This is a genomic window from Bradyrhizobium sp. Y36, assembly GCF_002531575.1.
Taxonomy (GTDB): Bacteria; Pseudomonadota; Alphaproteobacteria; order Rhizobiales; family Xanthobacteraceae; genus Bradyrhizobium.
The window spans coordinates 65,597-91,042 of record NZ_NWTI01000010.1 but is presented as its reverse complement, the minus strand read 5'-3'; the positions used below and the strand labels follow the sequence as shown (position 1 = coordinate 91,042).

Genomic DNA, 25,446 nt, shown 5'->3' with positions numbered 1-25,446 from the left:
AGCGTTGACGACGCCGGCGGCGTCGACAAGGTCGTGTTCGGCGAAGGCATTACCTCCGACCTCGTCCATTTCAGCAACATCGACGGCGATCTGCTGATCTCGATCGGCAACGGCACCGACCGGCTCGCCATTTTGTCCGGCTATAGCGCAAGGCCGGTCGAGAGCTTCGTTTTCGCCGACGGCACCACGCTGTCGATCGAGGACGTGCGCGGCATCATCCGCGACGGCCTGTCGAACGCCAGCCAGGACCTCGTCGACCTCCGGGAGCTGCCGGCCGCCAGCACGCTGCATCCCGGCGCCGGCCACGACCGCCTCATCCTGGCTCAGGATTCCCACGTCGTCATCGGCGCCTCGGAAGGCATCGACAGCGTCGAGATGCCTCCTGGCGTGACCAGCGCGACCGTCGTGTTCTCGGCCTACGCTTCCAGCGATGCCACGGTACGGCTGGTCGCGACCGACTCGACCGACCTCATCGTCTCCTTCTCGTCGGGAAGCCAGCTGATCGTCCGGGGCGCGCTTGGCAACGGCAGCCTGCCGAACATCGAATTCGCCAACGGCGTCACCTGGAGCGGCGCCGCGCTGGTGCAGGCGGCGATCGCGGGGCAGTCGAGCGCGGGAAGCGACATCATCGTCGGCAGCGGCCGTGCGGACATCATCGCCGGCGGCGCGGGAGACGACCTGCTGAGCGGCGGGGCCGGCGACGACACCTATAATTTCACGCGCGGCGACGGCCGCGACGTGATCGACGACGCCTCCGGCAACGACACGCTCGCCATCACCGGCTACCGGCCCGACGAGCTGCGCGTCTCGCAGATCGACCCGGCGCGGAACGAGCTGGTGCTGTCCTTCGCTGACTCGACCGATCAGATCGTGCTGCGCTACGTCTGGGGTTGGAACGGCGTCGACGCGGTTCGCTTCAGCGACGGCACCTCGTTCACGCTCGACCAGCTCCGCGACATGGCGGCCGATTTCGGGACCTGGCAGGACGACCGCATCGTCGGCTCCGCACGCAGCGAGACGTTCAGCGGCGGCGCGGGCGATGACGTCATCGTCGGCGGCGGCGGCGACGACGTCTACCGGTTCGGACGCGGCGACGGGCAGGATCGCATCGAGAGCAACGGTTCGGCCGACGGCAAGGGAACGCTGGTCTTCGGCGCCGGTATCGCACTGGAGGACATCGTCGCGACGCGGGATGCCGACGGCAACATCGTGCTGTCGATCAACGGCACCGACGACCGCGTCACGCTGGTCGATCCCGACGGCGACATCGATCCTGTGATCGCGAAAGTGGTCTTTGCCGACGGCCGCAGCCTCAGCTACCGGACCCTGGCCGCTGCGATCGCCTCGACCGACCGCGACGACCACATCATCGTTCCCTCCGATCTCGCCAGTCCCGACATCGGCACGGCGATCTCCGGCGGTCTCGGCAACGACCACCTCGAAGGCGGACGCGGTGCCGACGTCATCACCGGCGGCAAGGGCGACGATCTGCTCGAAGGCGGCAGCGGCGCCGATCTCTATTATTTCGGCCGCGGCGACGGACAGGACACGATCGCCGATGTCGAGACCAGCGATGCGTCCAAGGTCGACAAGGTCCATTTCGCGGCCGGTATCCTGCCGAGCGATATCCGCTTCCTCTCGGTCGGGCCGAACGACCTCGTGATCGGCCTCGTCGGCAGCGACGACCGCCTGACGATCAAGGACATGTTCCGCGCCGGCAACAGCGCGACCGACTATGGGATCGAGCAGTTCGAGTTCGCCGACGGTACGGTCTGGCAGCTCGCCGACATCGTCTCGCACGCGGCGGCGTCGACCGGTGCGGGCGCCGATTCCATCGATTTCGGTCCGCAGCTCGACGTCGCGGTCACCCTCGACGGCGGCGCGGGCGACGACGTGCTCGCCGGCGGCATCGGCGACACCACCTACGTCTTCGGCCGTGGCTATGGCCGCGACACCATCCGCGAGGCCGCGAACGCAACCACCTCCAGCGACACGCTGCGCCTGAACAGCGGGATCGTGCCGAGCGACGTCGTGGTCGTCAGGGACGGCAACGATCTCGTGCTGCGCTTCGTCGGCAGCGACGACCGGCTGACGATCGTCGGCCAGGCCATCGCGAGCGCGCCGCCGATCGACGTCGTACGCTTCAACGACGGCACGCAATGGAGCGCGGCGACACTGCTCGCGCGTGCGCTCACGCCCGACGCGGCCGAGCACGTGCTGCATCCGAGCAATCCGTCGGCGGATCCGTTCGCCGACCCGGTGTTCGCGGGCGCAGGCTCGGGCTCCGGCGGCGGAGGATCGCAGGGATCCTCGACTATCGGCCTTGCCCGTTACGACGCCGTCTCGCGGCCGACCACCGGCCTTGCCGTGGTCGGCTCCGCCAGTGAGCTCGGCAGCGGCACCTATCAATTGACGCCGGAAGTCGGCAGCAGGGCCGGTGCGGTCTGGGGCAGCATCGACCTCGCGCAGAACGTGGTCTGGACCACGAAGATGTTCTTCGGCGCCAACGAGGGCGGCGCCGACGGCCTGTCCTTCGCCGTCCAGAACAAGAGCGCAAGCGAGCTGACGGGGTCGGGCGGCGGCGGCATGGGCGCGCTGGTCTCCGGCTCGTTCGGCATCATTTTCGACACCTGGGGGCAGGCGACCGATTTCAGCCAGTTCGTCGTCAACGGCCAGACCGGCGACGACAATTTCGATCCGCGGCACGACTTCAGCCAGCTCGAGGATGCGGCCTGGCACGATGTCGTCATCAGCTGGGACGCGGCCAGCAAGACCTTCAGCTACAACGTCGATGGCACGCTGATCGGACGTAAGACCTATGACGTCGTCGGCAGCCTTTTCGGAGGCGATTCCGACGTCTGGTACGGCTTTGGCGCGGCCACGGGCGGCGCGACCAACGACCAGCGGGTCCAGATCCTCTCGGTCGCCACTCTGCAAGGCTCCGGCGTCGATCCGTCGACGGTCGGGACGGTCGAGCAGATCGGCTCGGGCCTGTTCGCGCGGGAGCTCGCCGGTGCAGCCGCCCAGAACAGATACGACGTGTTCGTGCCGCTGTCGCGTTGGGGTGATCGGGTCGACGTCGTCACCAATTTCAAGAGCGGCGACGCCGGCGACAGTCTCAACATCGCCATCGCCGAGGGAATGTCCGGGACGCTGCTGGCGCGCGCGGCCGGCTCCGACACGCTGATCTATTTCGCGGAGCAGGGCACGCAGAGCTTTGCCGACGCGCGGCTGCTGTTGCGGCTGGACAATGTCTCGCCGGCGAGCCTCACCAGCGTCAATTTTGCCGGTGCTGCGTTCACCGTGGTCGCCAACCAGACCTTGGCCGCCACCGGTGCGACCCCCGTTCAAGGCGGTTGGGGCGACGACACGCTCAACGGCGACAATTCGGCCAACACGCTGTCGGGCGGCGCCGGCAACGATACGGTGGCGGATGCCCGTGACGGCAACGACACCCTGACGGGCGGGACCGGCAACGACTGGCTGCGCGGCGGCGGCGGCAACGACACCTATGTGTTCAACCGCGGGGACGGTCAGGACACCATCAGCGATTGGAACTACGGGACTGACACCATCCAGTTCGGTGCCGGCATCACGGCCGCCGACGTCGTTGTCACGCAAGGCAACAGCGGCCAGGACCTCGTCATCACCATCGTTGGGACCGAAGACAAGATCACGATCGAGCGCGGCCTCAGCGCCGACTACAACCGGATCGAGCAGCTGCGGTTCAGTGACGGCAGCACGCTCAGCTACACGCAGATGGTCGATCGGTCGCTGATGCCGACGGTCGGCAACGACACGTTCGCAGGCGACCAGTTTGCCAACACGATCTCGGGCGGGGTCGGCAACGACACGATCTCGGATGCCCGTGAAGGCGACGATACCCTGATCGGCGGGGTCGGCAACGATTGGCTGCGTGGCGGCAGCGGCAACGACACCTATGTTTTCAACCGGGGTGACGGTCAGGACACCATCAGCGACTGGAATTACGGCAACGACACCATCCAGCTCGGTGCCGGCATCACGGCCGCCGATGTGGTGGTGACGCAGGCCAATAGCGGCCAGGACCTGGTCATCGCCATCGCGGGAACCGAAGACAAGATCACGATCCAGCGCGGTATCGATACCGATTGGAGCCGGATCGAGTTGCTGCGCTTCAGCGACGGCAGCACGCTCAGCTATGCGCAACTGCTCGACCGCTCGCTGGCGCCGACCAGCGGCGACGACATTTTTGCCGGGGACCAGTTCGCCAATACGATATCGGGCGGTGCCGGCGACGACACGATCCTGGATGGCCGCGACGGCGATGATATCCTGATCGGCGGCACCGGCAATGACTGGATGCGGGGCGGCACCGGCAACGACACCTATGTGTTCAACCGCGGCGACGGCCAGGACGTCATCAGCGACTGGAACTACGGTAACGACACGATTCTGTTCGGGGCCGGCATCACCGCCGCCGACCTCTCGTTGACGCGCGCCAGCAACGGTCAGGATCTGATCATCGCCATCGTGGGGACCGAGGACAGGATCACGGTCCAGCGAGGCATCGATACCGACTGGAGCCGGATCGAGCTGCTGCGCTTCGCCGACGGCAGCACGCTCAACTACACCGACATGCTCGCTCTGGCCGACGCCAACGACCGCAGCGGACTGACCCAGATCGGAGCGGTGCTCGGCAACGGCATCGTCGGGACCGACGCCGCCGAATTCCTCAATGCGTCAGCCTATGCGACTGGCGCCATATTGGATGGCCGCGGCGGCTACGATCAGTTGACGGGCAGCGCCTATAACGACGTCCTGACCGGCGGCGCCGGCAACGATCTGCTGACTGGCGGTGCCGGCGCGGACACCTACCGGTTCTCCGCGGGCTTCGGCCAGGACACGATCGACGAATCGACCTCGAACGGCGGCAACAACGTCATCGAGTTCGATTCCTCGCTCTCGATCGACGATTTCGTGCTGGAAGCCTATGTTTCGACCGACGGCAACGGCAACTCCGATTTCGGTCAGGCCCGGCTGCGCTTTGCCGGCAGCGACGACCGGATCACGATCGCCGATCTCGATACGATTCAGCAGATCCGTTTCGCCGACGGCACCGTGCTCGACAGGCAGCAGATGCTGGCCCGCGCCGTCAGCATCCCCGACAACACGTCCATCTCCCCGTCGAATATGCCGATTCCGAACCCGCTGAACGGATCGGCGAAGGACGACCTGCTCGAAGGCCATGGCAGCGACGATACGCTCCTCGGCGGCGCGGGTAACGATCGCCTCTATGGCAGCGACGGCGCTGACACCCTGAGCGGCGGGACCGGCAATGATCTCCTGTCCGGTGGCGCGGGCGCCGACGTCTATCGGTTCTCGGCTGGCTTCGGCCACGACACGATCGACACCGGCGATATCGGCCTCGACTGGATCGAGTTCGATTCCAGCCTGACTCCTGACGACATCGAGCTGCTGCGTCCCTATGACCGGTATGAGGGCGGCGGTCTCACCGACGACTTGCTGGTGCACGTAAAGGGCACCGAGGACGTCATCGAGGTCCGATACACGCTGGCGACCGATCCCTATCAGAGCATTGCCGGCATCCGCTTCGCGGACGGGACGACCTGGACGCTGGCGGACATCATCAACGCCGCGGTGCCGGCGCCCGGCATCAACGTGCAGGGTGCGATCTCGGACGACACGCTGATCGGCACGTCCTACGGCGATTCCCTCAATGGAGGTGGCGGCAACGATACGTTGACCGGCAGTGCCGGCGACGATTTCCTGTGGGGCGCGGAAGGCGACGACATCCTCGATGGCGGCGCAGGCAGCGATCTTCTGATCGGCGATACCGGCTCGGACACCTATCGTTTCTCCTCCGGTTTCGGCAACGATGTCATCAACGATTTCCGCGACGCTGGCGCGACCAACGCGATCGTTTTCGATTCCACCATCGCGGTCTCCGACATTGCCGTCTATTTCTCGCAGTACGGCGATTTGATCCTGAGATCGGTCAACTCGGACGATTCCATCACGATCGGCAGCGCCTATGCCGATGAAACCGCCGGTGTCGATGAGGTCCGTTTCGACGACGGGACGATCTGGACCCGCGACCAGCTCGTTGCCGCCGCCGTGGCGCTGCCGGGCAGCGTGATCCAGGGCGACACGACCGATCAGACGCTGACCGGCACCGCCTTGGACGACCGTATCGACGGCGACGCCGGAAACGAAACCATCATCGGCGGCGCCGGCAACGATATCCTGAACGGTGGCGACGGCGCCGACATCCTGATCGGCGGTGCCGGCCACGACGAGATGGACGCGGGCTACGGCAACGACATCTATCGCTTCTCGGCTGGATTTGGCTCGGACACGGTTTACGTCACGCCGTACTATGCGGACGACACCGACGTCATCGAGTTCGACGCAACGATTGCCGCGGCGGATGTCCATCTCACCTTCGAGGGAGACGGTTACCCGCCGAGCATGTTGCTGACGATCGACGGCAGCACCGACCAGATCATGCTGAACGGGCTGCATGCGACCACCGAGATCCATTTCGCGGACGGCACGATCTGGACATATGACGACATGGCCTCGCTCGCCGCGCCGTGGCTGGGCGTCAACTTGCAGGGCGACCAGGGCACCGACGTTTTCGGAACCAGCGGCTCCGACAAGCTCGAGCCCAATTACGGCGTCGCGTCCACCCTCAAGGGCTTTGGCGGCGACGACATCCTCAACGGCTCCACCGGGGACGATATCCTGGACGGCGGCACCGGCGACGACCAGATGCAGGGCAACCAGGGAGCCGACACCTACCGCTTCTCGGCCGGCTTCGGCCAGGATCAGATCTACGAGTGGGGCTCCGAGGTCAACCACATCGTCTTCGACGCCTCCATCTCGTCCAGCGACATCATCATCGAGCACGAGGCCGGCTATAACGGCGACATTACCTATGCCGACGTGATCCTGCGCGTCGCGGGGACCGAAAACCGCATCACCTGGGGCGGCGGCTTCGGCTCCGCCGACTTCGACATCACGTTTGCCGACGGCACGGTCTGGAATTCCAACGACATCAGGGCGCGCTGGAGCCTGATCGAGCATCCCTATCAAGGCGGCATTCCGATCGTCGGAGGCGCGACCAACGATACCATGTATGGCTCGATCAACGCCGACGTCATCGAAGGGGGCGGGGGCAACGACACCCTGATCGGCTATGACGGTGGCGACGTCCTGGTCGGAGGGACCGGCTCCGACCAGTTGTATGGCGACCTCGGCAGCGATACCTACCGCTTCTCTGCCGGCTTCGGTGAGGACTGGATCAACGATTCCGTCCACGGCTCGGATGTCAACGTCATCGAGTTCGATGCGACGATCGATCCGGCGCAGGTGAGAGTCCTGTCGGACGCCTCCGATCTCTCGGGCAATTACTATCTGTCCATTGCCGGCAGTGAAGATCGCGTCTGGGTCTCGCGCTATGCCCACGATGCCGTGATCTCGCAGGTCCGTTTTGCCGACGGCACAGTGTGGAGCGCCGCCGACATCGAGGCGCAACTGACCTATTCGAACCGGCCCACGATCACGAGTTCGGCCTCCGGCGCGCAGATGGTCGGTACCGCCGGCAGCGATAACCTGACCGGCACGGCCGGCGCGGACGACATCAACGGCGGCGGATCGGTGCAGTGGCAGCCGGTCGGCGCCAACCTGCTCGTCAACGGCAGCTTCGAGCAGCTTGCCGCAGATGCCAGCCCGCAAAGCTGGGGCTATTCGGCAACGACGTTGCCGGGCTGGAGCCGGATCAACAGCACGCAGCCGGGGACGACGCTGGGCATCGAGCAGATGACGTCCGGCTACAATGGCGTCACCGCGACCAACGGCAATTACTGGCTCGATCTCGACGGGACGGGCTCTGGCGGCACCAACGTTCAGATCGCACAGGATGTGACCGGTCTCACCGAGGGCGAGACGCTCCTGCTGCAGTTCGACCACGCCAACCGCACCTGGGACTGGAACGGCTCGTTCGACGTGCTGTGGAACGGCACGGTGGTCGCGAGCTTCAACAGCACCGGCCCCGCGATGGTGCGCTCCAGCGTTCTGGTGACGGCAGCCGCCGGCACCAATCAGCTCAGCTTCCGCGGCACCGGCAACCAGGACGGCGTCGGCGCCTCCCTCGACAATGTCAGCCTCACGCGTACGCAAGCCGTTCCGAGCTCGGCGATCGGCAACGACGTCCTGTCCGGCCTCGACGGCGACGATCTCATCCGCGGCGGTGCCGGCGACGATGTGATCTCCGGAGGCAACGGCAACGATACGCTGAACGGCAATGGCGGCAACGACACCATCAACGGCGATGCCGGCAACGACATCCTGGTCGGCGGCAAGGGTAACGACAATCTGGTCGACGGCCAGGGCAACGACGTCTATCGCTTCGCGGCCGGCGATGGTCAGGACACCATCACCGACGCGAATGGAACCGACCGGATTGAATTCGGCGCCGGCATCAGCCCCGCCGACGTCAAGGTCGCGCTGGTCGGCAATTCCTCGACGCTCGTCGTCACCTTCCGCAACAGCGACGACCGCATCACCATCAACAACGGCTCGGCCAGCGACGGCAGGGCCATCGAGACATTTACCTTTGCCGACGGCACCGTCTGGACTTTCGCCGACATCGCGGCGCGCTGGAAGACGTCGACTGCGGGCGCCGACATCATCCTCGGCACCACGAACGGCGAGACCCTCGCGGGCGGAGCGGGCAACGACAACCTGATCGCCTTCGGCGCGGCCACGCTGCTCGGCGAAGCCGGCGATGACATCCTGACCGGAGCCAACGGCGCCGACATTCTGGTCGGTGGCACCGGCAACGACACGCTGAATGGCGGACAAGGCGACGATGTCTATCGTTGGGGCCGCGGCGACGGCAGCGACACGCTCACCGACACCGGCGGGACCGACCGCGTCGAGATAGGTGCCGGCGTCGCGCCCGGCGACATCAAGGTCACCTCGCCGGACGGGCGCAGCTTCGTCCTGCGGATTCGCGACACCGGCGAAGAGCTCAAGCTCACCGATGTGATCGCGAATACGGGCAACGTCATCGAAAGCATTGCCTTCGCCGACGGCACCGTCTGGTCGCTGAACGACCTGAGGGACCAGTCGTATATCGGCGAGGACGTCGCCGACGCCATGACCGGAACCAGCGACGCCAACCGTCTCGACGGGCGCGGCGGCAACGACAATCTCGCCGGCCTCGGCGGCAACGATTTGCTGCTCGGCGGCGCCGGCGACGACGCGCTCAATGGCGGGACGGGAGACGATCGTCTTGTCGGCGGCCTCGGCAGCGATGCGCTGTCGGGCGGCACCGGTGCCGACACCTACGTGTTCGCGCTCGGCGACGGCAACGACACGATCACCGACGGCGGCGACGCGACGAACGATACGTTGCGGATCGAAGGCTATGGCCTGTCGCAGATCCGCTTCGGCGCGGTCGGCCAGGACCTGGTCATCCGCTTCGCCGGAAGCGCCGACCGCATCATCGTGCGCAATGGTCTCGGCAGCGGCGTCGCCGATCTCGTCGACGCCTTCGAGATTGCAGCCGACGGAGTGACGCTGTCGCTGGCCGACGTGCGCGGCCGTCTGGTCGAGGATGTCGCCGTCACCGGCGATTTCCTGGCCGGCGGTGCGTCTGATGATGTGCTCACCGGCGGCACAGGCGACGATTACCTGAGGGGCGGCGAGGGGGCCGACACCCTGTCCGGCGGTGCCGGCAACGATCAGTTCGGCGACATTTCCGCCGACAGCTCCGTCGACACGCTGACCGGCGGCGCCGGGCGCGACACTTATTACTACCTGCCGGTGCGGCAGGGCGCGGCGCCGGTCGTCGCCGACGTCATCACCGATTTCCAGGCGGGCGCCGGCGGCGACGTCATCCGCCTGATGACGAGCAATCCAAATCCGTTCGAGGGCGGCAGCATCTTCCTGGCGCGATCGGGCAGCGATGCGGTCGTCATGATGCGGGCCAGTTCCGGGCCCGACCAGGAGCTGGTACGCCTGCTCGGCGTCAATGCCACGACGCTGACCGCGGCCAATTTCGACGGCGTTCCGATCGCGATCGACAATTCGATCAGCATCAACGACGACGATGCCGGCCATGTCCTCAACGGCAGCGCGCTCGACGACCGCATCTTCGGCAATGGCGGCAATGACGTCATCAGCGGCTTCGGCGGCAATGACCGGCTGGCCGGTGGCGCCGACAACGATGTGATCGACGGCGGCCTCGGCAATGATTTGATCGCGGGCCAGGAAGGCAACGACCAGATCATCGGCGGCGGCGGCAGCGACATCATGTCCGGCGGCTCCGGCGATGACGTCATCACCGGCTACGGCGACGGCAGCTTTACGACCGACATCGACCTGTTCGAGGGCGGCCTGGGCGACGATCAGCTGTCCGGCGGCACCGGCGCGGACGTCTACCGCTTCGCGCGCGGCGACGGCCGCGACAGCATCTCCGATCTCGGCGGCAGCGACCGCCTGGAATTCGCAGCTGGAATCGCGGCGGCCGACGTCAGCGTCGTGCAGATCGGCCGCGACGTCGAATTGCGGATCAACAACGAGGGGGGCCGGATTCGCGTGACCGGCGCGCTCGACGGCGCCAGCGCCATCGAGACGATCGCCTTTGCCGACGGCACCAATTGGACCTGGAACGACGTGCTGACGCGATCCCTGCAGGGATCGGGCGCCGACGACGTGCTCGCGGTTCCCGCAAGCTTCCAGGGCAACTCCGTCACCCTCGACGGCAAGGCGGGGAACGACACCCTGCAAGGCAGCGCGGGGGCCGATACGCTGATCGGCGGCACCGGCAATGATGTGCTGCAGGGAGCCGGCGGTGACGACACCTATGTGTTCGCCCGCGGCGACGGCCAGGACGTCATTCTCGACACCTCGGGCACCAACACGCTGAGCTTCGCGGCCGGCATCCTTGCGAGCGACATCCGCGTCGTGCGGGGGCCTGCCAATCTGGTGCTCGAAATCATCGGCAGCGGTGACCGGGTCGATCTCGGATCTCCGGCGACGCCGGGCATGGGCGTCTCGCGCGTCACCTTCGCCGACGGCACGGTCTGGACCGCGCCGACCCTGATCGCGCTTGCCCGCGCGGCGACCGATGGCGACGACGTCATTCGCGGCGACGAGCTCGACAATACGCTGGCGGGCGGCGCCGGCGACGACCTGCTGATCGGCAATGGCGGCGCCGACGACCTCGACGGCGGCACCGGCAACGACCGCCTCGAAGGCGGTGCCGGCGACGACACCTACCGCTTCGCGGCGCATGGCGGCCACGATCGCATTGCCGATACATCCGGCAACGACACGCTGCTGCTGGCGGCCGATATCGTCCCCGACGACATCACGGTGTCGCAGAGCGAGGACGGGGCCGATTTCACGCTGATCGTCAAGTCGACCGGCGCGCGCATCACCCTCGAGGGCGCGCTTGGCGCAGGCGGCATCGAATCGATCCGCTTTGCCGATGGCACGGTGTGGGGAACGAGCGATCTGATCGCGCGCGCGCCGAGCTTTGCCGACGACGTGCTCACCGGTGATGCCGGCAACAACGTCATGATCGGCGGTCTCGGCAACGACCATCTGTCGGGCGGTGCCGGCAACGACACCTACCGCTTCGCCCGTGGCGACGGCAGCGATGTCGTCAACGACAAGGCCTCGTCCGCGGCCGATCGCCTCGAGATCAGCGGCTACACCGCCGCGGAGGTCAGCTTCCACCGCATCGCCGCCGACAGCGACGACGTCGCGATCCGTTTTGCCGGCACGACCGACCAGATCGTCATCGTCGACGCGCTCGCCGCCAACTCCGCCGGGGTCGAGACGATCGCGCTCGCCGACGGCACGCAATACACCGTCGCCGACATGAAACTGGCGATCCTCGCCAGCCTCACCACCGACGGCAACGACATCATCATCGGCACCGACGGCGCCGATACGCTGATGGGCGGCAAGGGCAACGACCTCGTCGACGGCGGCTACGGCAACGACACCTATCTCTATCGCCGCGGCGACGGCGACGACCGCATCAACGCGGTCGGCAAGGGCACGGACGTCCTGAGCCTGACCGACTACAACGTCGCCGATGTCGTCTCCGCCGTCCGCGCCGGTCCCGACAGCAACGATCTCGTGCTCTCCTTTGCGGGGGCGGGCGACCGCGTGGTGCTGATCGACGCCCTCAGTCCGTCCAACAATCCGGCGTTCGGCCTGTCGGTCCGTTTCGCCGACGGCACGGTCTGGAATCGCGACGCGATGCGCGCCCGCGCGCTGTCGGATATCGACGGCAGCGGCAACGACAACGTCTACGGCTTCGACGGCAACGACACCTTCGCCGCGCGGGCGGGCAACGATCTGCTCTCGGGCGCTGCCGGCGACGATCTCTATCTGTTCGGGCGCGGGGCCGGCAACGACACGGTCGTCGATTCCGGAACGGGCGGCACCGACCGGATCCAGATTGCGGGTTTCACCTCGGCCGAAGCCCATGTCGAGCAGCTCTATCGCGGCTCGGACGCCGTCGTCATCCGCTTCACCGGCAACAGTGCCGACAGCCTGACCGTGTTCGATGCGCTCTCGACCGACGCCAAGGGCATCGAGAGCTACGTCTTCGCCGACGGCGTGGTCTGGACCAAGGAGACGCTGCGCGAGCTGCTCGGCAACCGCGCCCCGACCGCCCTCGGTGACGGCTTCTTCTCGGTCACGACAGGCGTCGAGCTCGTCATCAAGGCGACCGACCTGCTTCGCAACGACTTCGACGCCGACGGCGATGCGCTGACCATCGTCGGCGTCGATGCCGGCAGTTCCGGCGTTGCCACGATCGATGCCCAGGGCAACATCCACTACACCGCGACCAACGGATATTACGGCTCCGCCTCGATCAGCTACACGATCTCCGATGGCCATAACGGCTTTGCCACGGCCTCGGTCGATCTCAAGGTGCGCCCGGTCGCGACCGCCTATCCGGATACGGGCTTTACCGTCGCCGAGGACGGCTCACTGGTGATCCGCGTCGAGCGGCTCCTGGCCAACGACCTCGACGGCGACCGCATGATCGTCGGTCAGGTCTATCAGGCCGTCAACGGGACGGTGGCGCTGGCCAGCGACGGCAACATCACTTTCACGCCGAACGCCAATTTCAACGGCACCGCCGAGTTCAGCTATGTCGCGAACACGCCCGAAGGCGGCCGGGCCGAGGCCAAGGTGACGATCCAGGTCACCGCGGTCAACGATGCCCCGGTGGCGCATGACGATACCGTCGATGCGACGCTCGAAAGCACCGCCTTCACGCTCGATCCGGGCGCGCTGACCGCCAACGACACCGACATCGATCACGACGGGCTCTCGGTGCAGTCGGTGATCTCCAATGCGGACGTCACCGTGGCGATCGGCGCCGACGGCCTGATCCACGTGACCCCGCGCGCCTATTTCTGGGGCAGCGCGCATTTCGACTATGTCGTCGCAGATCCCAGCGGGGCGACTTCGACGGGCCGGGTCAACTTCACGGTCACGCCGGTCAACGACCCGCCGGAGCTGCATGACGACCGGTTCGAGACCACCGACAACGGCGATCCGATCCGCGAGGACAACCCGATCGTGATCGGTGCCGATCGGCTGCTCGCCAACGACATCGAGCACGACGGCGAGACCATGACGCTCACCGCCGTCCGCAACAGCCATGGCGGCAACGCAGTTCTGCTCGAGAACAACACCGTCCTGTTCACGCCGACGCCCAATTTCAACGGCGATGCCTGGTTCGAATATCAGGTCGACGACGGTCACGGCGGAACCGCCTGGGCCCGCGCGACGCTGGCCTATCAGCCGGTCAACGACCTGCCGGATGCCCGTAACGACAGCTATACCGACCAGAGCCTGCCGATCCTGCGCGGCACGGAAGACCATTCGATCGAGATCCCGATCATCGATCTGCTCAAGAACGACAGCGACATCGAAGGCTTCGCGGTGCAGTTCGAGAGCGCCGGCAACGCGGTGCATGGCGATATCGAGGTCACCGACCACGGCACGATCATCTTCACGCCGGATGCCGATTTTTGGGGCGAGGCGTCGTTCAGCTATCTCGTCCGCGACAACGAGGGCGCGGTCGACGGCGCCACCGTCACGATGTGGTTCGAGAACGTCGGCGACGCGCCGCCGGTCGCGCATCGCGACGTCATCTATGTCAACGAGGATATCCCGACCGTCATTCCGATTTCGGCACTGCTCGCCAACGACACGGACGTGGACCGCGACCCGCTGCGCTTCCTGGGCTGGCGGCTGTCGACGACGCTGGATGCGCTGGTGTTCGGCGGCGATGCCGGCCAGAAGCTGAACGGCACCATCGAGTTCGATGCCGACGGCAACCTCGTGTTCACGCCGAACCGGGACGCGAGCCAGAGCTCAGGCTTCGTCTACGGGGTGACAGACGACGCCGACGGCTCGGCGGAAGGCTATGTCGACATCATCATCGTCCCGAGCAACGACGATCCGACCGTCGGCCAGGACGAGGGCTTCGTCACGCCGCTCGACGCACCGCTGGTGCTGCGCGTCACCGATCTCTTGAAGAACGACTACGACATCGAGCAGGCCGACCACGACGGCGACGGCGTGATCGACGACGATCTTGACAATCCGAACCGCGCCCGCCCGACCTTCGTCGGCGTCGACGGCGTCTATGACGCGGATGCGCTCGCGCTCGGCCAGCGCGTGCCGCGCGGCACCGCGGAGGTGGTCGACTGGAACGGCGAGAAGTTCATCGTCGTGCACTTCGCGGCCGGCTTCACCGGCCAGGTCGCGGTCGAATACCGGATCGCCGATACCGATGGCGCGACCGACACCGGCTTTGCGATGGCGTCGGTGGCCGACAGCTATAACGGTCTGCTGCGCGGGACGGCGAAGGCCGACTACCTCGTCGGCACCGAGGGCGCGGACCTGATCCAGGCGCTCGGCGGCAACGACTTCGTGCTGGGTGGCGGCGGCAACGACCGGATCGAGGCCGGCAGCGGCGACGATCAGATCGATGCAGGAGCCGGCGACGACTGGATCGACGCCGGCGACGGCGCCGACCGCATCACGGGCGGCGACGGCTACGACACCGTCAGCTTCGAGAACTCCGACTTCCTGGTGCGCGCCGACCTCGAGTCGCGCGTCGGCCAGGGCGGCTATGCCCAAGGCGACGTCTATATCGGCGTCGAGGCGCTGATCGGCTCGCAATATGCCGATCAGCTCGGCGGCGATGCCGGCGACAACCGGCTCGAAGGCCGTGACGGCAACGACATCCTGGAGGGCCGCGGCGGCAACGACATCCTGCTCGGCGGCGCGGGCGACGACGTCCTGACCGGCGGGGCGGGAGCCGATGTGCTCGACGGCGGCCTCGGCAACAACACGGCCGACTACAGTTTTGGCGCGACCGGCGTGTCGATCTCGCTGGCGTCAGCCACCGCCCATGGCGGCGACGCCGAAGGCGATGTGCTGACCAATATCCAGAACCTGACCGGCAGCGATGCCGACGACACGCTGGAAGGCGATCTGCTCGCCAACATCCTGTCGGGCGGCCGCGGCAACGACATTCTGATCGGCAATGCCGGCGACGACACCCTGATCGGCGGTCGCGGTGCGGATCAGCTGATCGGCGGCGATGGCATTGACACGGCCGACTACACGCTGTCGACCGAAGGTGTCACCGTCGACATGGCCAACGGCGCCGCCGGCGGCGGCGATGCGCTCGGCGATACCTTCTCTGGAATCGAGATCGTCCAGGGCTCGTATCAGGACGACACGATCAGGGGTGACGGCGGCGACAACCGTATCAGGGGCGGCCGTGGCGCCGACATCATCGACGGACGCGGCGGCTTCGACATCGCCGATTACAGCCGTGCCGACGAGGGCGTCGCGGTCAATCTGGCGACGGGCCTCGGCACCGCCGGCGAGGCGGCCGGAGATCAGCTCACCTCGATCGAGATGCTGGTCGGGTCGCTTTGGAACGACCAGTTCACCGGCGGCGCCGGCGACGATCGGTTCCAGGGCCTGCGCGGCAACGACGCCATCGCCGGCGGGGCCGGCTCGGATACCTATGTTTTCGGCTTCGACGACGGCCAGGACGTCATCGCCGAGCAGGGCGCAGAGACCGATACCGACCGCCTGGTGCTGTCGTCGGCGATCGCGCCGAAGGACGTCTCCGTCATCCGCGAGGGCAACGACCTCCTGCTCGAATTCGAGCGGCAGGACGGCTTCCTGATCGACACCGTGCGCGTGACCGACCACTTCCTCGGCGCCCAGAGCGGCATCGAGGAGGTCGTGTTCGCCAACGGCACGGTCTGGAATCGCGACCGCATCGACCAGCTGCAGCAGCTCGGCCGCTTCAATGCCGCCGACGACATCGTGCATCTCGGCGTCGAGGACGAGCCGGTGGTGATCGATCCGGCGACCCTGTTCGCCAACGACGCCGACAGCGCGGTCAACCTGACGCTCGCCGGCGTCGGCAATGCCGTGAACGGCACCGTGCGCGTGCGCGAGGACGGCAAGATCGAATTCCTGGGCACGCCGAACTACAACGGCGATGCCTTCTTCAACTACACCGTCCGCGACCAGTTCGGCCGCGAGTCCACGGCCCGGGTCGAGGTCGATCTCGCGCCGGTCAACGACGCGCCGACGGCGGTGGATGATCCGCTGGTCTATGCCGTCGAGGACCAGATCCTGCGGATCCGGATCGACACGCTGCTCGCCAACGATTTCGACGTCGATGGCGATGCGGGTCTCGAAGGCTTGCACATCGTTTCGATTGCGCCGCTGACCAACATTTCCGGGCATGCGATCGACGGCTACAAGGACAACGACTACCAGTTCGAAGCCAGCAACGTGAGCGCGCGGCTGGATGGCGACTATATCCAGTTCAAGCTGCGTCCGGACTATTTCGGCGCGGCTGGGTTCGTCTACACGCTGGCCGACGCCAGCGGCGCGACCTCGACCGCCAAGGTCGAGATCTCGATCTCCCCGGTCAACGACGCACCGCGCGATCGCGACACCTATCGCTGGATCCGCCTCGGCCAGGATACCACCGTCACGGTCGCCGACCTCTTGGCCAACACCTACGACATCGAGGGCGACGGCTTCACCTTCGTCGGTCTGCACGGCGGTCTCGACGACAACCCCGCCAACAATGGCACCCTGGTGTTCGACCAGGCGACCGGCACCATCACCTTCACGCCGGCCTCCCTCGGACAGGCGAGCATTGAATACGACGTGATCGATGCGCGCGGCGCGGCGGCGACGCTGACCTATGACTTCAAGGTCAAGCCGCTCAACGACCCGCCGAAGGCCTATAACGACTACGGCTACCGGACGCTCGAGGACCAGATCCTCGTGATCGACCCGGCGACGATCCTGGCCAACGACACCGACGAGAACGGTGACACGCTGGTGCTCGACAGCATCGCCCGGTTCGCCGATGGCGGTAAGGTGCGCCTGCGCGACGACGGCATGATCGAGTTCCGTCCGACGCCGGACTACAACGGCGCCGCCGGCTTCCAGTACACGATCAGCGACGGCCATGGCGGCACCTCGACCGCCTATGTCGCGATCACGGTGCTGCCGCGCAACGAAGCTCCGATCCTGCGCAACGATTATGTCAGCGGCCTGGAAGACGGTCCGCTGTTCGTGATCCCCGGCGAGGCGTTCGGCAACGACATCGACGCGGACGGCGACGTGCTGTTCTTCAAGCGCTCCACCGTGCTCGGCGTGGTCGACCATCGCTATCTGTCGGCTGGTTACGAGGTCAGCGCGGCCCTGGCCGACGGCTCGGCGCTGCCGGCCTGGCTGCAGTTCGATCCCGCCACCATGCGGTTCGCAGGATCGCCGCCGGCCGGAATGGACCCGCTCTCCGTCGACGTCTGGCTGCGCGATCCCTCCAATGGACGGATCTTCAACACCCGGTTCGAGCTGACGGCAGGCGAAATCTCGGGTGGCTTCGATGCCAGGACCGACGTCCTCAAGGGCTACGAGATCCGCTCTGCCTTTGCGGTCGATTACGAATTCGATGCCTCCGATCTCGATGCGGACACGACCGTCACGGCGAAGCTCGCCGATGGCTCCGTGCTGCCGTCCTGGCTCAGCTTCAACGCCCAGACGCTGCAGTTCACGGGAACGCCGCCCGAGGGGACGACGGATCCGATCAGCGTCCAGCTCACCTTCTCTCATCCGGCCGCAGGCGGCGGCAATCCCAGGACCTTCACCGACAGCATGACGCTGGATCCGGCGGCGCTGCCGGCCGGCGTCACCTATGACAGCCAGCTCGCGCTGCTCGACACCAGGAGCGGGACGGTTTCGGCCTCGATCATCGGCGGCCGTCCGTTGCCGGACTGGCTGTCCTTCGACGCCGCGACGCGCACGGTCAGCCTGAGCGGTTTCGCGCCGGATGCGGATGCGCAGCTGGCACGGCTGCAGGTCGTGTTCACGCCGGCGCCACGCGTGCTTCCCGACGGGACCTATGCGTCGAGCAATCGCGGCTTCACGCTGGAGTTCGTGGTCGACCCGCACGGCGACCTCGCAAGCCAGATGACGGCGATCAACCACGCGCTGGAAGGCGATTCCTATTTCGCCGGCCAGGGCCTGTTCGCGCTCGACCTGAAGGGCGCCGGTGCCATCACCGCGACCCGCGAGAGCGGCGCGCCGCTCCCGGACTGGCTGAGTTTCGACCCCGCCACCTTCAGCTTCTCCGGCATGCCGCCGGCCAACTGGGTCGGCGCCGTGCCGGTGCGCCTCGATATCGCCGCCGGCAACGGCCATCCGGCGATGTCGATCATCACCGAGGCCGTGGTCGACGACACCTTCAAGATCGCGCCGTTCCCGGCCTCGACGGTCGTCTCGCCCGGGCAGATCAACGTCACCGTTCCCACCGACTTCAACGGCACGGTGGTGCTGAGCTATGACGCCACCGACGAGAAGGGCGGCGTGTCCGGTACTCCGGCGCTGATCTTCTACGACGTGAAGCCGACGCGCGAGCGGCCGGACACAGCGGTCGACAATCTGACGGGACGCGAGGGTCAGTCCACGCGCTTTGCGGTGACCGACCTGCTGCACAACGATTTCGACCGCGACCGCGATGCGCTGCGCATCCTGTCGCTGGGGCAGCCGGCCAACGGCTCGCTCGTCATCGAGCTCGCCCATGCCAATATCGCGCCGCCGGCCGGCCTCGGCCAGCTCGAAGGTGCGGTCTGGAGCGCGACGCTCGCGGACGGCTCGGCGCTGCCGGGCTGGCTCACGATCGACAGCGCAACCGGCGCGCTCTCGGGCGACGTGCCGCTGGCGTTCGCTGCGAATCTCGACATCCGCTTCACGCGGTCGCTCGGTGGCGACAGCCAGAGCGCGACGTTGAGCCAGCGTCTCGACGGCAATTCCGGGGCCTTCGTCGTCTACACGCCGGCGGATGCCTTCTCCGGCGATGACGGCTTCAGCTATGTCGTGACCGACGACCACGAAGGTCCTTCGACCGGCTCGGCCATCGTGCACGTCGCCGCCGTCAACGATCCGCCGACCACGGTCGAGGACACTGTCGCGGCGATCGAGGACACGCCGCTGCTGATCGATCCGGCGACGTTGCTCGCCAACGACTACGACGTCGACAACAACCCGATCCGCTTCGTCGACGTTGCCAACGCCTCGCATGGCACCGTCAGCTTCGACGGCACCCGTATCGTGTTCACGCCCGACCACAATTTCGAGGGCGTGGCGACGTTCGAGTACATCGTGACCGACGACACCAACGGATCGAGCACGGGCAAGGTCAAGGTCAACGTCGCCTCAACCAACCACGCGCCGATCGCCGCGACCGACGTGTTCGAGACGGTCGAGGACACGCCGTTCGAGTTCACGACCGCCGATCTGCTTGGCAACGACAGCGACGCCGACGGCGACACCATCACGTTCCAGTCGCTCTCGCGCAGCGCCGGCAACGGCCGCATCGTCGAGCTCCCCGACGGACGCTGGCAGTTCGTGCCGAACGAGAACATCAGCGGTGCGGTCAATTTCAGCTACACGATCTCCGACGGACGCAAGACCTCGACCGGGACCGTGACGTTCAACGTCGCTGCCGTGGACGATGCGCCGATCGCCAATCCGGACGGAGCCGGGACGGCCAACGATCCCCTGGGTGTGTTCAGGACTACCCAGGACCAGGCCATCACCATCGACTTCGCCGCGCTGATCGCCAACGACCGCGACGTCGAAGGCGACAGCTTCGAGATCGTCGAGGTGTTCGACGGCGACCAGGGCACGGTGGTTCGTGTCGGTTCGACCGCGGTCTTCACGCCGAATGCCGGCTATATCGGCGATGCCGGCTTCCACTACCGCGTCACCGACAGCCATGGCGCCTCCAGCGTCGGCTTCGTGACGCTGCTGGTCGCGCCCGACGTGCCGCTGCCGATCCCGGTGTCGGATGCCGGCTTCGAGGTGCTCGAGGATGGCTTCATCGACATCGACCCCGCCGCGCTGATGGCGAACGACGTCACGCCCGAGGGATCGACCCTGACCTTCGTCGGGCTCGAAGGCGCCGAACTGCTCGCGAACGGCAAGTATCGCGTGACGCCGGCCACCAACTTCAACGGCGAGCTGGTGCTGCACTATTCGGTCAAGAACGAGCAGGATTTCGCGGTCTCGACCACTGTCACGATCAACGTGCTGCCGGTCGCCGATGCCCCGGTCGCGCGCCCTGATACGCTCGACATGCGTGAGGATTCGCCGCTGACGCTGTTTGCGAGCCAGCTCCTGGCCAATGACAGCGATGCCGACCAGCAGGCGTTCGTGCTGACCCGGATCGTCGCGACCTCGGGCGTGGCGGTCACCGATCTCGGCTTCGGCCAGCTCCGGATCACGCCGAATGCCGATTTCAACGGACCGGCGTGGTTCGATTACGAGATCGAGGATTCGACCGGCCTGAGCGCGACGACGCGGGTCAACATCAACGTGGCGGCGGTCAACGACGCGCCGGTCATCTCCGCGGTTCCCGTACTCAAGGGCATCGAGGATCAGCGCTTCAGCGTGACTCTGCCGGCCGGCTTCGTCAGTGACGTCGACGGCGACGCGCTGCTGGTCGAGATCCGCGGCAAGGGTGGCACGGCGCTGCCGGCCTGGCTGCAATACGATCCGCAGGCGCGGCTGCTGAGCGGCGATCCGCCCGCCAATTTCAACGGCACGATCCAGCTCGAGATCGCAGCGACCGACGGCACGGTGCAGACCGTGCGGGAGCTGCTGGTGTCGATCGCCCCGGTCAACCAGGCGCCGGAACTGTCGGTGCCGCTGGCCGATGTGTCCTCGTCCGAGGACGCGCCGCTCGCGATCGCGATCCCCGCCGGCAGCTTCACCGATCCCAATGGCGATCCGTTGACCTATTCGGCGACGCTATCCGACGGCAGTGCGCTGCCGTCCTGGCTCGCCTTCGACGGCACGAATTTCACCGGCACGCCGCCGGCGAACTTCAACGGCAGCTTCGATATCCTGGTCACAGCCAGCGACGGCGCGCGCGCAGCAAGCGACGTCTTCCGCGTGACCATCACGCCGGTGAACGATGCGCCGGTCGTGGCGCAGGCGCTGGCGGATGTGTCGTCGCCGGAGGATACTCCGGTGTCGATCACGATCCCGGCCGGCAGCTTTGCGGATGTCGACGGCGACGCGCTGACCTATGCCGCGACGCTCGCCGACGGCAGTGCGCTGCCGACCTGGCTCAGTTTCGACGGCACGACATTCACGGGTACCCCGCCGTCGAATTATAGCGGCGCGATCGACATCAAGGTCGTCGCCAGCGACGGCACGCTCAGCGTGAGCGATGTGTTCCGCCTGACCATCTCGCCGGTGAACGACGCACCGGCGCTGGCGCAGCCGCTGGCCGATATCGTCTCGCCGAAGAACGTCCGTGTCACCATCCCGGTCCCGGCTGGCAGCTTCACCGATCTCGACGGCGACGCGCTGACCCTGACGGCAACGCTGTCCGACGGCAGCGCGCTGCCGTCTTGGCTCGCCTTCGACGGCGCCACCCTCACCGGCACGCCGCCGACCAACTACACCGGTGCGATCGACATCAAGGTCACGGCGAGCGACGGGTCGCTCACGGTGAGCGACGTGTTCCGCCTGACGATCCCGTCGGTGAACAACGCGCCGGTGGTCTCGATCCCGCTGCCCGACGTTTCCTCGCCGGAAGATACCGCCGTCTCGGTCGCAATCCCGGCCGGCAGCTTCACCGACGCCAACGGCAACCGGCTGACCTATACGGCGGTGCTCTCCAGCGGCGCTGCGTTGCCGACCTGGCTTGCCTTCGACGGCACGAACTTCACCGGCACGCCGCCGGCGAATTTCAACGGCACGGTCAGCATCAAGGTCACGGCCAGCGACGGTGCGCTGTCGGCCAGCGACATCTTCGTGCTGACGATCACGCCGGTGAACGACGCGCCGGTGCTGTCGGTGCCGCTGTCCGACGTCAGCTCGGCCGAAGATGCCGCGGTGTCCTACACCATCCCCACCGGGCGTTTCACCGACGTCGACGGCAACGCGCTGACCTATTCGGCGACCTTGGCCGACGGCAGCCCGCTGCCGTCCTGGCTGACGCTGACCGGCACCAAGTTCGCCGGCACGCCGCCGCTGAACTTCAACGGTTCCATCGACATCCGGGTCACCGCGAGCGACGGGTCGCTCTCGGCCAGCGACGTCTTCACCCTCAACATCACACCGAAGAACGATGCGCCGGTGCTGTCCGTGCCGCTGCCTGACGTGACGTCGCCGGAAGATACGCCGCTGTCGATCGCGCTTCCCGCCGGCAGCTTCACCGATGTCGACGGCGATATGCTGACCTACGCCGCGACGCTCTCGACCGGCGCTGCGCTGCCGGCCTGGCTTAGCTTCGACGGCACCACTTTCACCGGCACGCCGCCGGCGAACTACAACGGTACGCTCAACATCAAGGTCACGGCGCGTGACGGCGCGCTGGCGGTCAGCGACACCTTTGCGCTGACCATCACGCCGGTGAACGACGCGCCGGTGGTCGCGGTGCCGCTGTCCGACGTCAATTCGGCGGAGGATACCGCGATCTCCTACACGATCCCGGCCGGCCGCTTCACCGATCCCGACGGCAACACGTTGACCTATTCGGCGACATTGGCGGATGGCAGCCCGCTGCCGTCCTGGCTGACGCTGACCGGCACCAAGTTCACCGGCACCCCGCCGCTCAACTTCAACGGCGCCATCGACATCCGGGTCACCGCGAGCGACGGCTCGCTCTCGGCCAGCGACGTCTTCACCCTCAACATCACGCCGAAGAACGACGCGCCGGTGCTGTCCGTGCCGCTGCCTGACGTGACGTCGCCGGAGGATACGCCGCTGGCGATTGCGATCCCGCCCGGCAGCTTCACCGATGTCGACGGCGATACGCTGACCTATACCGCGACTCTGTCCACCGGCGCCGCGCTGCCGGCCTGGCTCTCCTTCGACGGCACCACTTTCACCGGCACGCCGCCGGCGAACTACAACGGCACGGTCAGCATCAAGGTCACCGCCCGCGACGGCGCGCTGACCGCGAGCGATATCTTTACGCTGACCGTCACGCCGGTGAATGATGCGCCCGTGGTTTCGGTGCCGCTATCCGACGTCAATTCGGCGGAGGATACCGCGATCTCCTACACGATCCCGGCCGGCCGTTTCACCGATCCCGACGGCAATGCGCTCACCTATACCGCTACGCTGGCGGATGGCAGCCCGCTGCCGTCCTGGCTGACGCTAACCGGCACCAGGTTCGCCGGCACCCCGCCGCTCAACTTCAATGGGGCGATCGACATCAAGGTCACCGCCAGCGACGGCTCGCTCACGGCCAGCGACGTGTTCACCCTGACGATCACACCCGTCAACGACAAGCCGGTCGCGGCCAATGACGGTCCGTTCTCGGTCACTCATGGCGACACGCTCGCCATCGCGCGCGCAAGCCTGCTCGCCAACGACACGGATATCGACGGCGACAATCTGACCATCGTCTCGGTCGGCGCGCCGCCCAAGGGCACCGTTGTCATCGACGGGCAAGGCGTCAGCTATACACCCGATTTCGGTTACGAGGGGGCCGACAGCTTCACCTATACGATCAGCGATGGCGTCGCGACGGCGACCGCCACCGTCAGCCTCACCATCACGAATGCCTTCGAGGGTTGGGTGGTGGGGACCGCCAGCTCCGAGACGCTGACCGGTGACGCGGTTGCTCCGAACAGCATCTATGGCGCCGGTGGAAACGACGTCATCACCGGCGGCGCTGCCGCGGACCGTCTGGCCGGCGGCATCGGCACCGACACGCTCAACGGCAATGACGGCGATGACTCGTTCTGGGGCATGGCCGGCAACGACACGATCAACGGCGGCAACGGCACCGACACCGCCTACTACAACGGTGTGATGTCGACTTATTCGATCGTCACGTCGGCGGGGTCGGTTCAGGTCACCGACAATTCCACGGCGAATGGCAGCGACGGCGTCGACACGCTCACCAGCATCGAAAGGCTCATCTTCCGCAACGGCGAGACCGTTACACTGGCAGCGCCAATCATCCTCGATCTCGACGGGCGGGGTGTGGAGACCACGACGGCCAGCCAGTCCTCGGCGCGGTTCGACATCGATGGCACCGGCACCGCCGACGACACCAGCTGGATCGGGACCACGGAAGCCTTCCTGTTCCTCGATCGCGACCGCAACGGAACCGTGAGCGGCATCTCGGAGCTGAGCTTCGCCGACGACGTGGCAGGTGCCCGTTCCGATCTTGAAGGGCTGCGCGCCTTCGACAGCAATCGCGACGGAATGCTGTCGGCCGGCGACATTCGCTTCTCCGACTTCAATCTGTGGCAGGACCGCAATGCTGACGGCACAGTTGAGGACGGCGAGATCCTGTCGCTGGCCGCGGCAGGGGTGCGCTCGATCGATCTGGCGGCATCGGCGACGGAAGGATCCTGGGAGTTCGGCAGCACCGTGATCGTCAATCGCGGCAGCTACACCCGGGCCGACGGGCGCACGATGGACTATGCCGATGCCGTATTGACGCAGGCGACGGCGCCGCAACCGCTCGCCGCCGCCGACGCGAACGCCGCGAGCTCGGCGCAAACGCTGGCCTCGGCACTCGCAATCCTGTCCGCAGATCCCGCGCCCTCGATCGGCGAGCAGTTCTGGCGCGCGATGGATGCGATGACGGGGCCGGACGCAGCGGCGGGCGCCGCCGGTCCGTCGCACCTTGGCGGAGACGCGGACAGTTGGGTGGGACAGGTCGCGAACGGCGTGGGGACGGACCAGGCTCCGGCGCTGCTCGCGCTGATGCGGCAGGAGATGTCCGCGTTCGGCACCAATGCGGGCGCCGCAGACCTCACCTGGCGCAAGGACGCGGCGACGCATCCGATGGACTATTTCGCCTGA

Annotated in this window: 1 protein-coding gene (running past one end of the window); it reads left to right on the top strand. The window is 66.7% G+C overall.

What is annotated here, in order from left to right:
* Nucleotides 1–25,446, top strand: the 3' portion of a protein-coding gene (locus tag CO669_RS36535) for a tandem-95 repeat protein (RefSeq protein ID WP_097661302.1). It extends 8,349 nt beyond the left edge of the window; 25,446 of the gene's 33,795 nt are visible here — the last part of the coding sequence; its start codon lies off the left edge, out of view; the stop codon is at nt 25,444–25,446.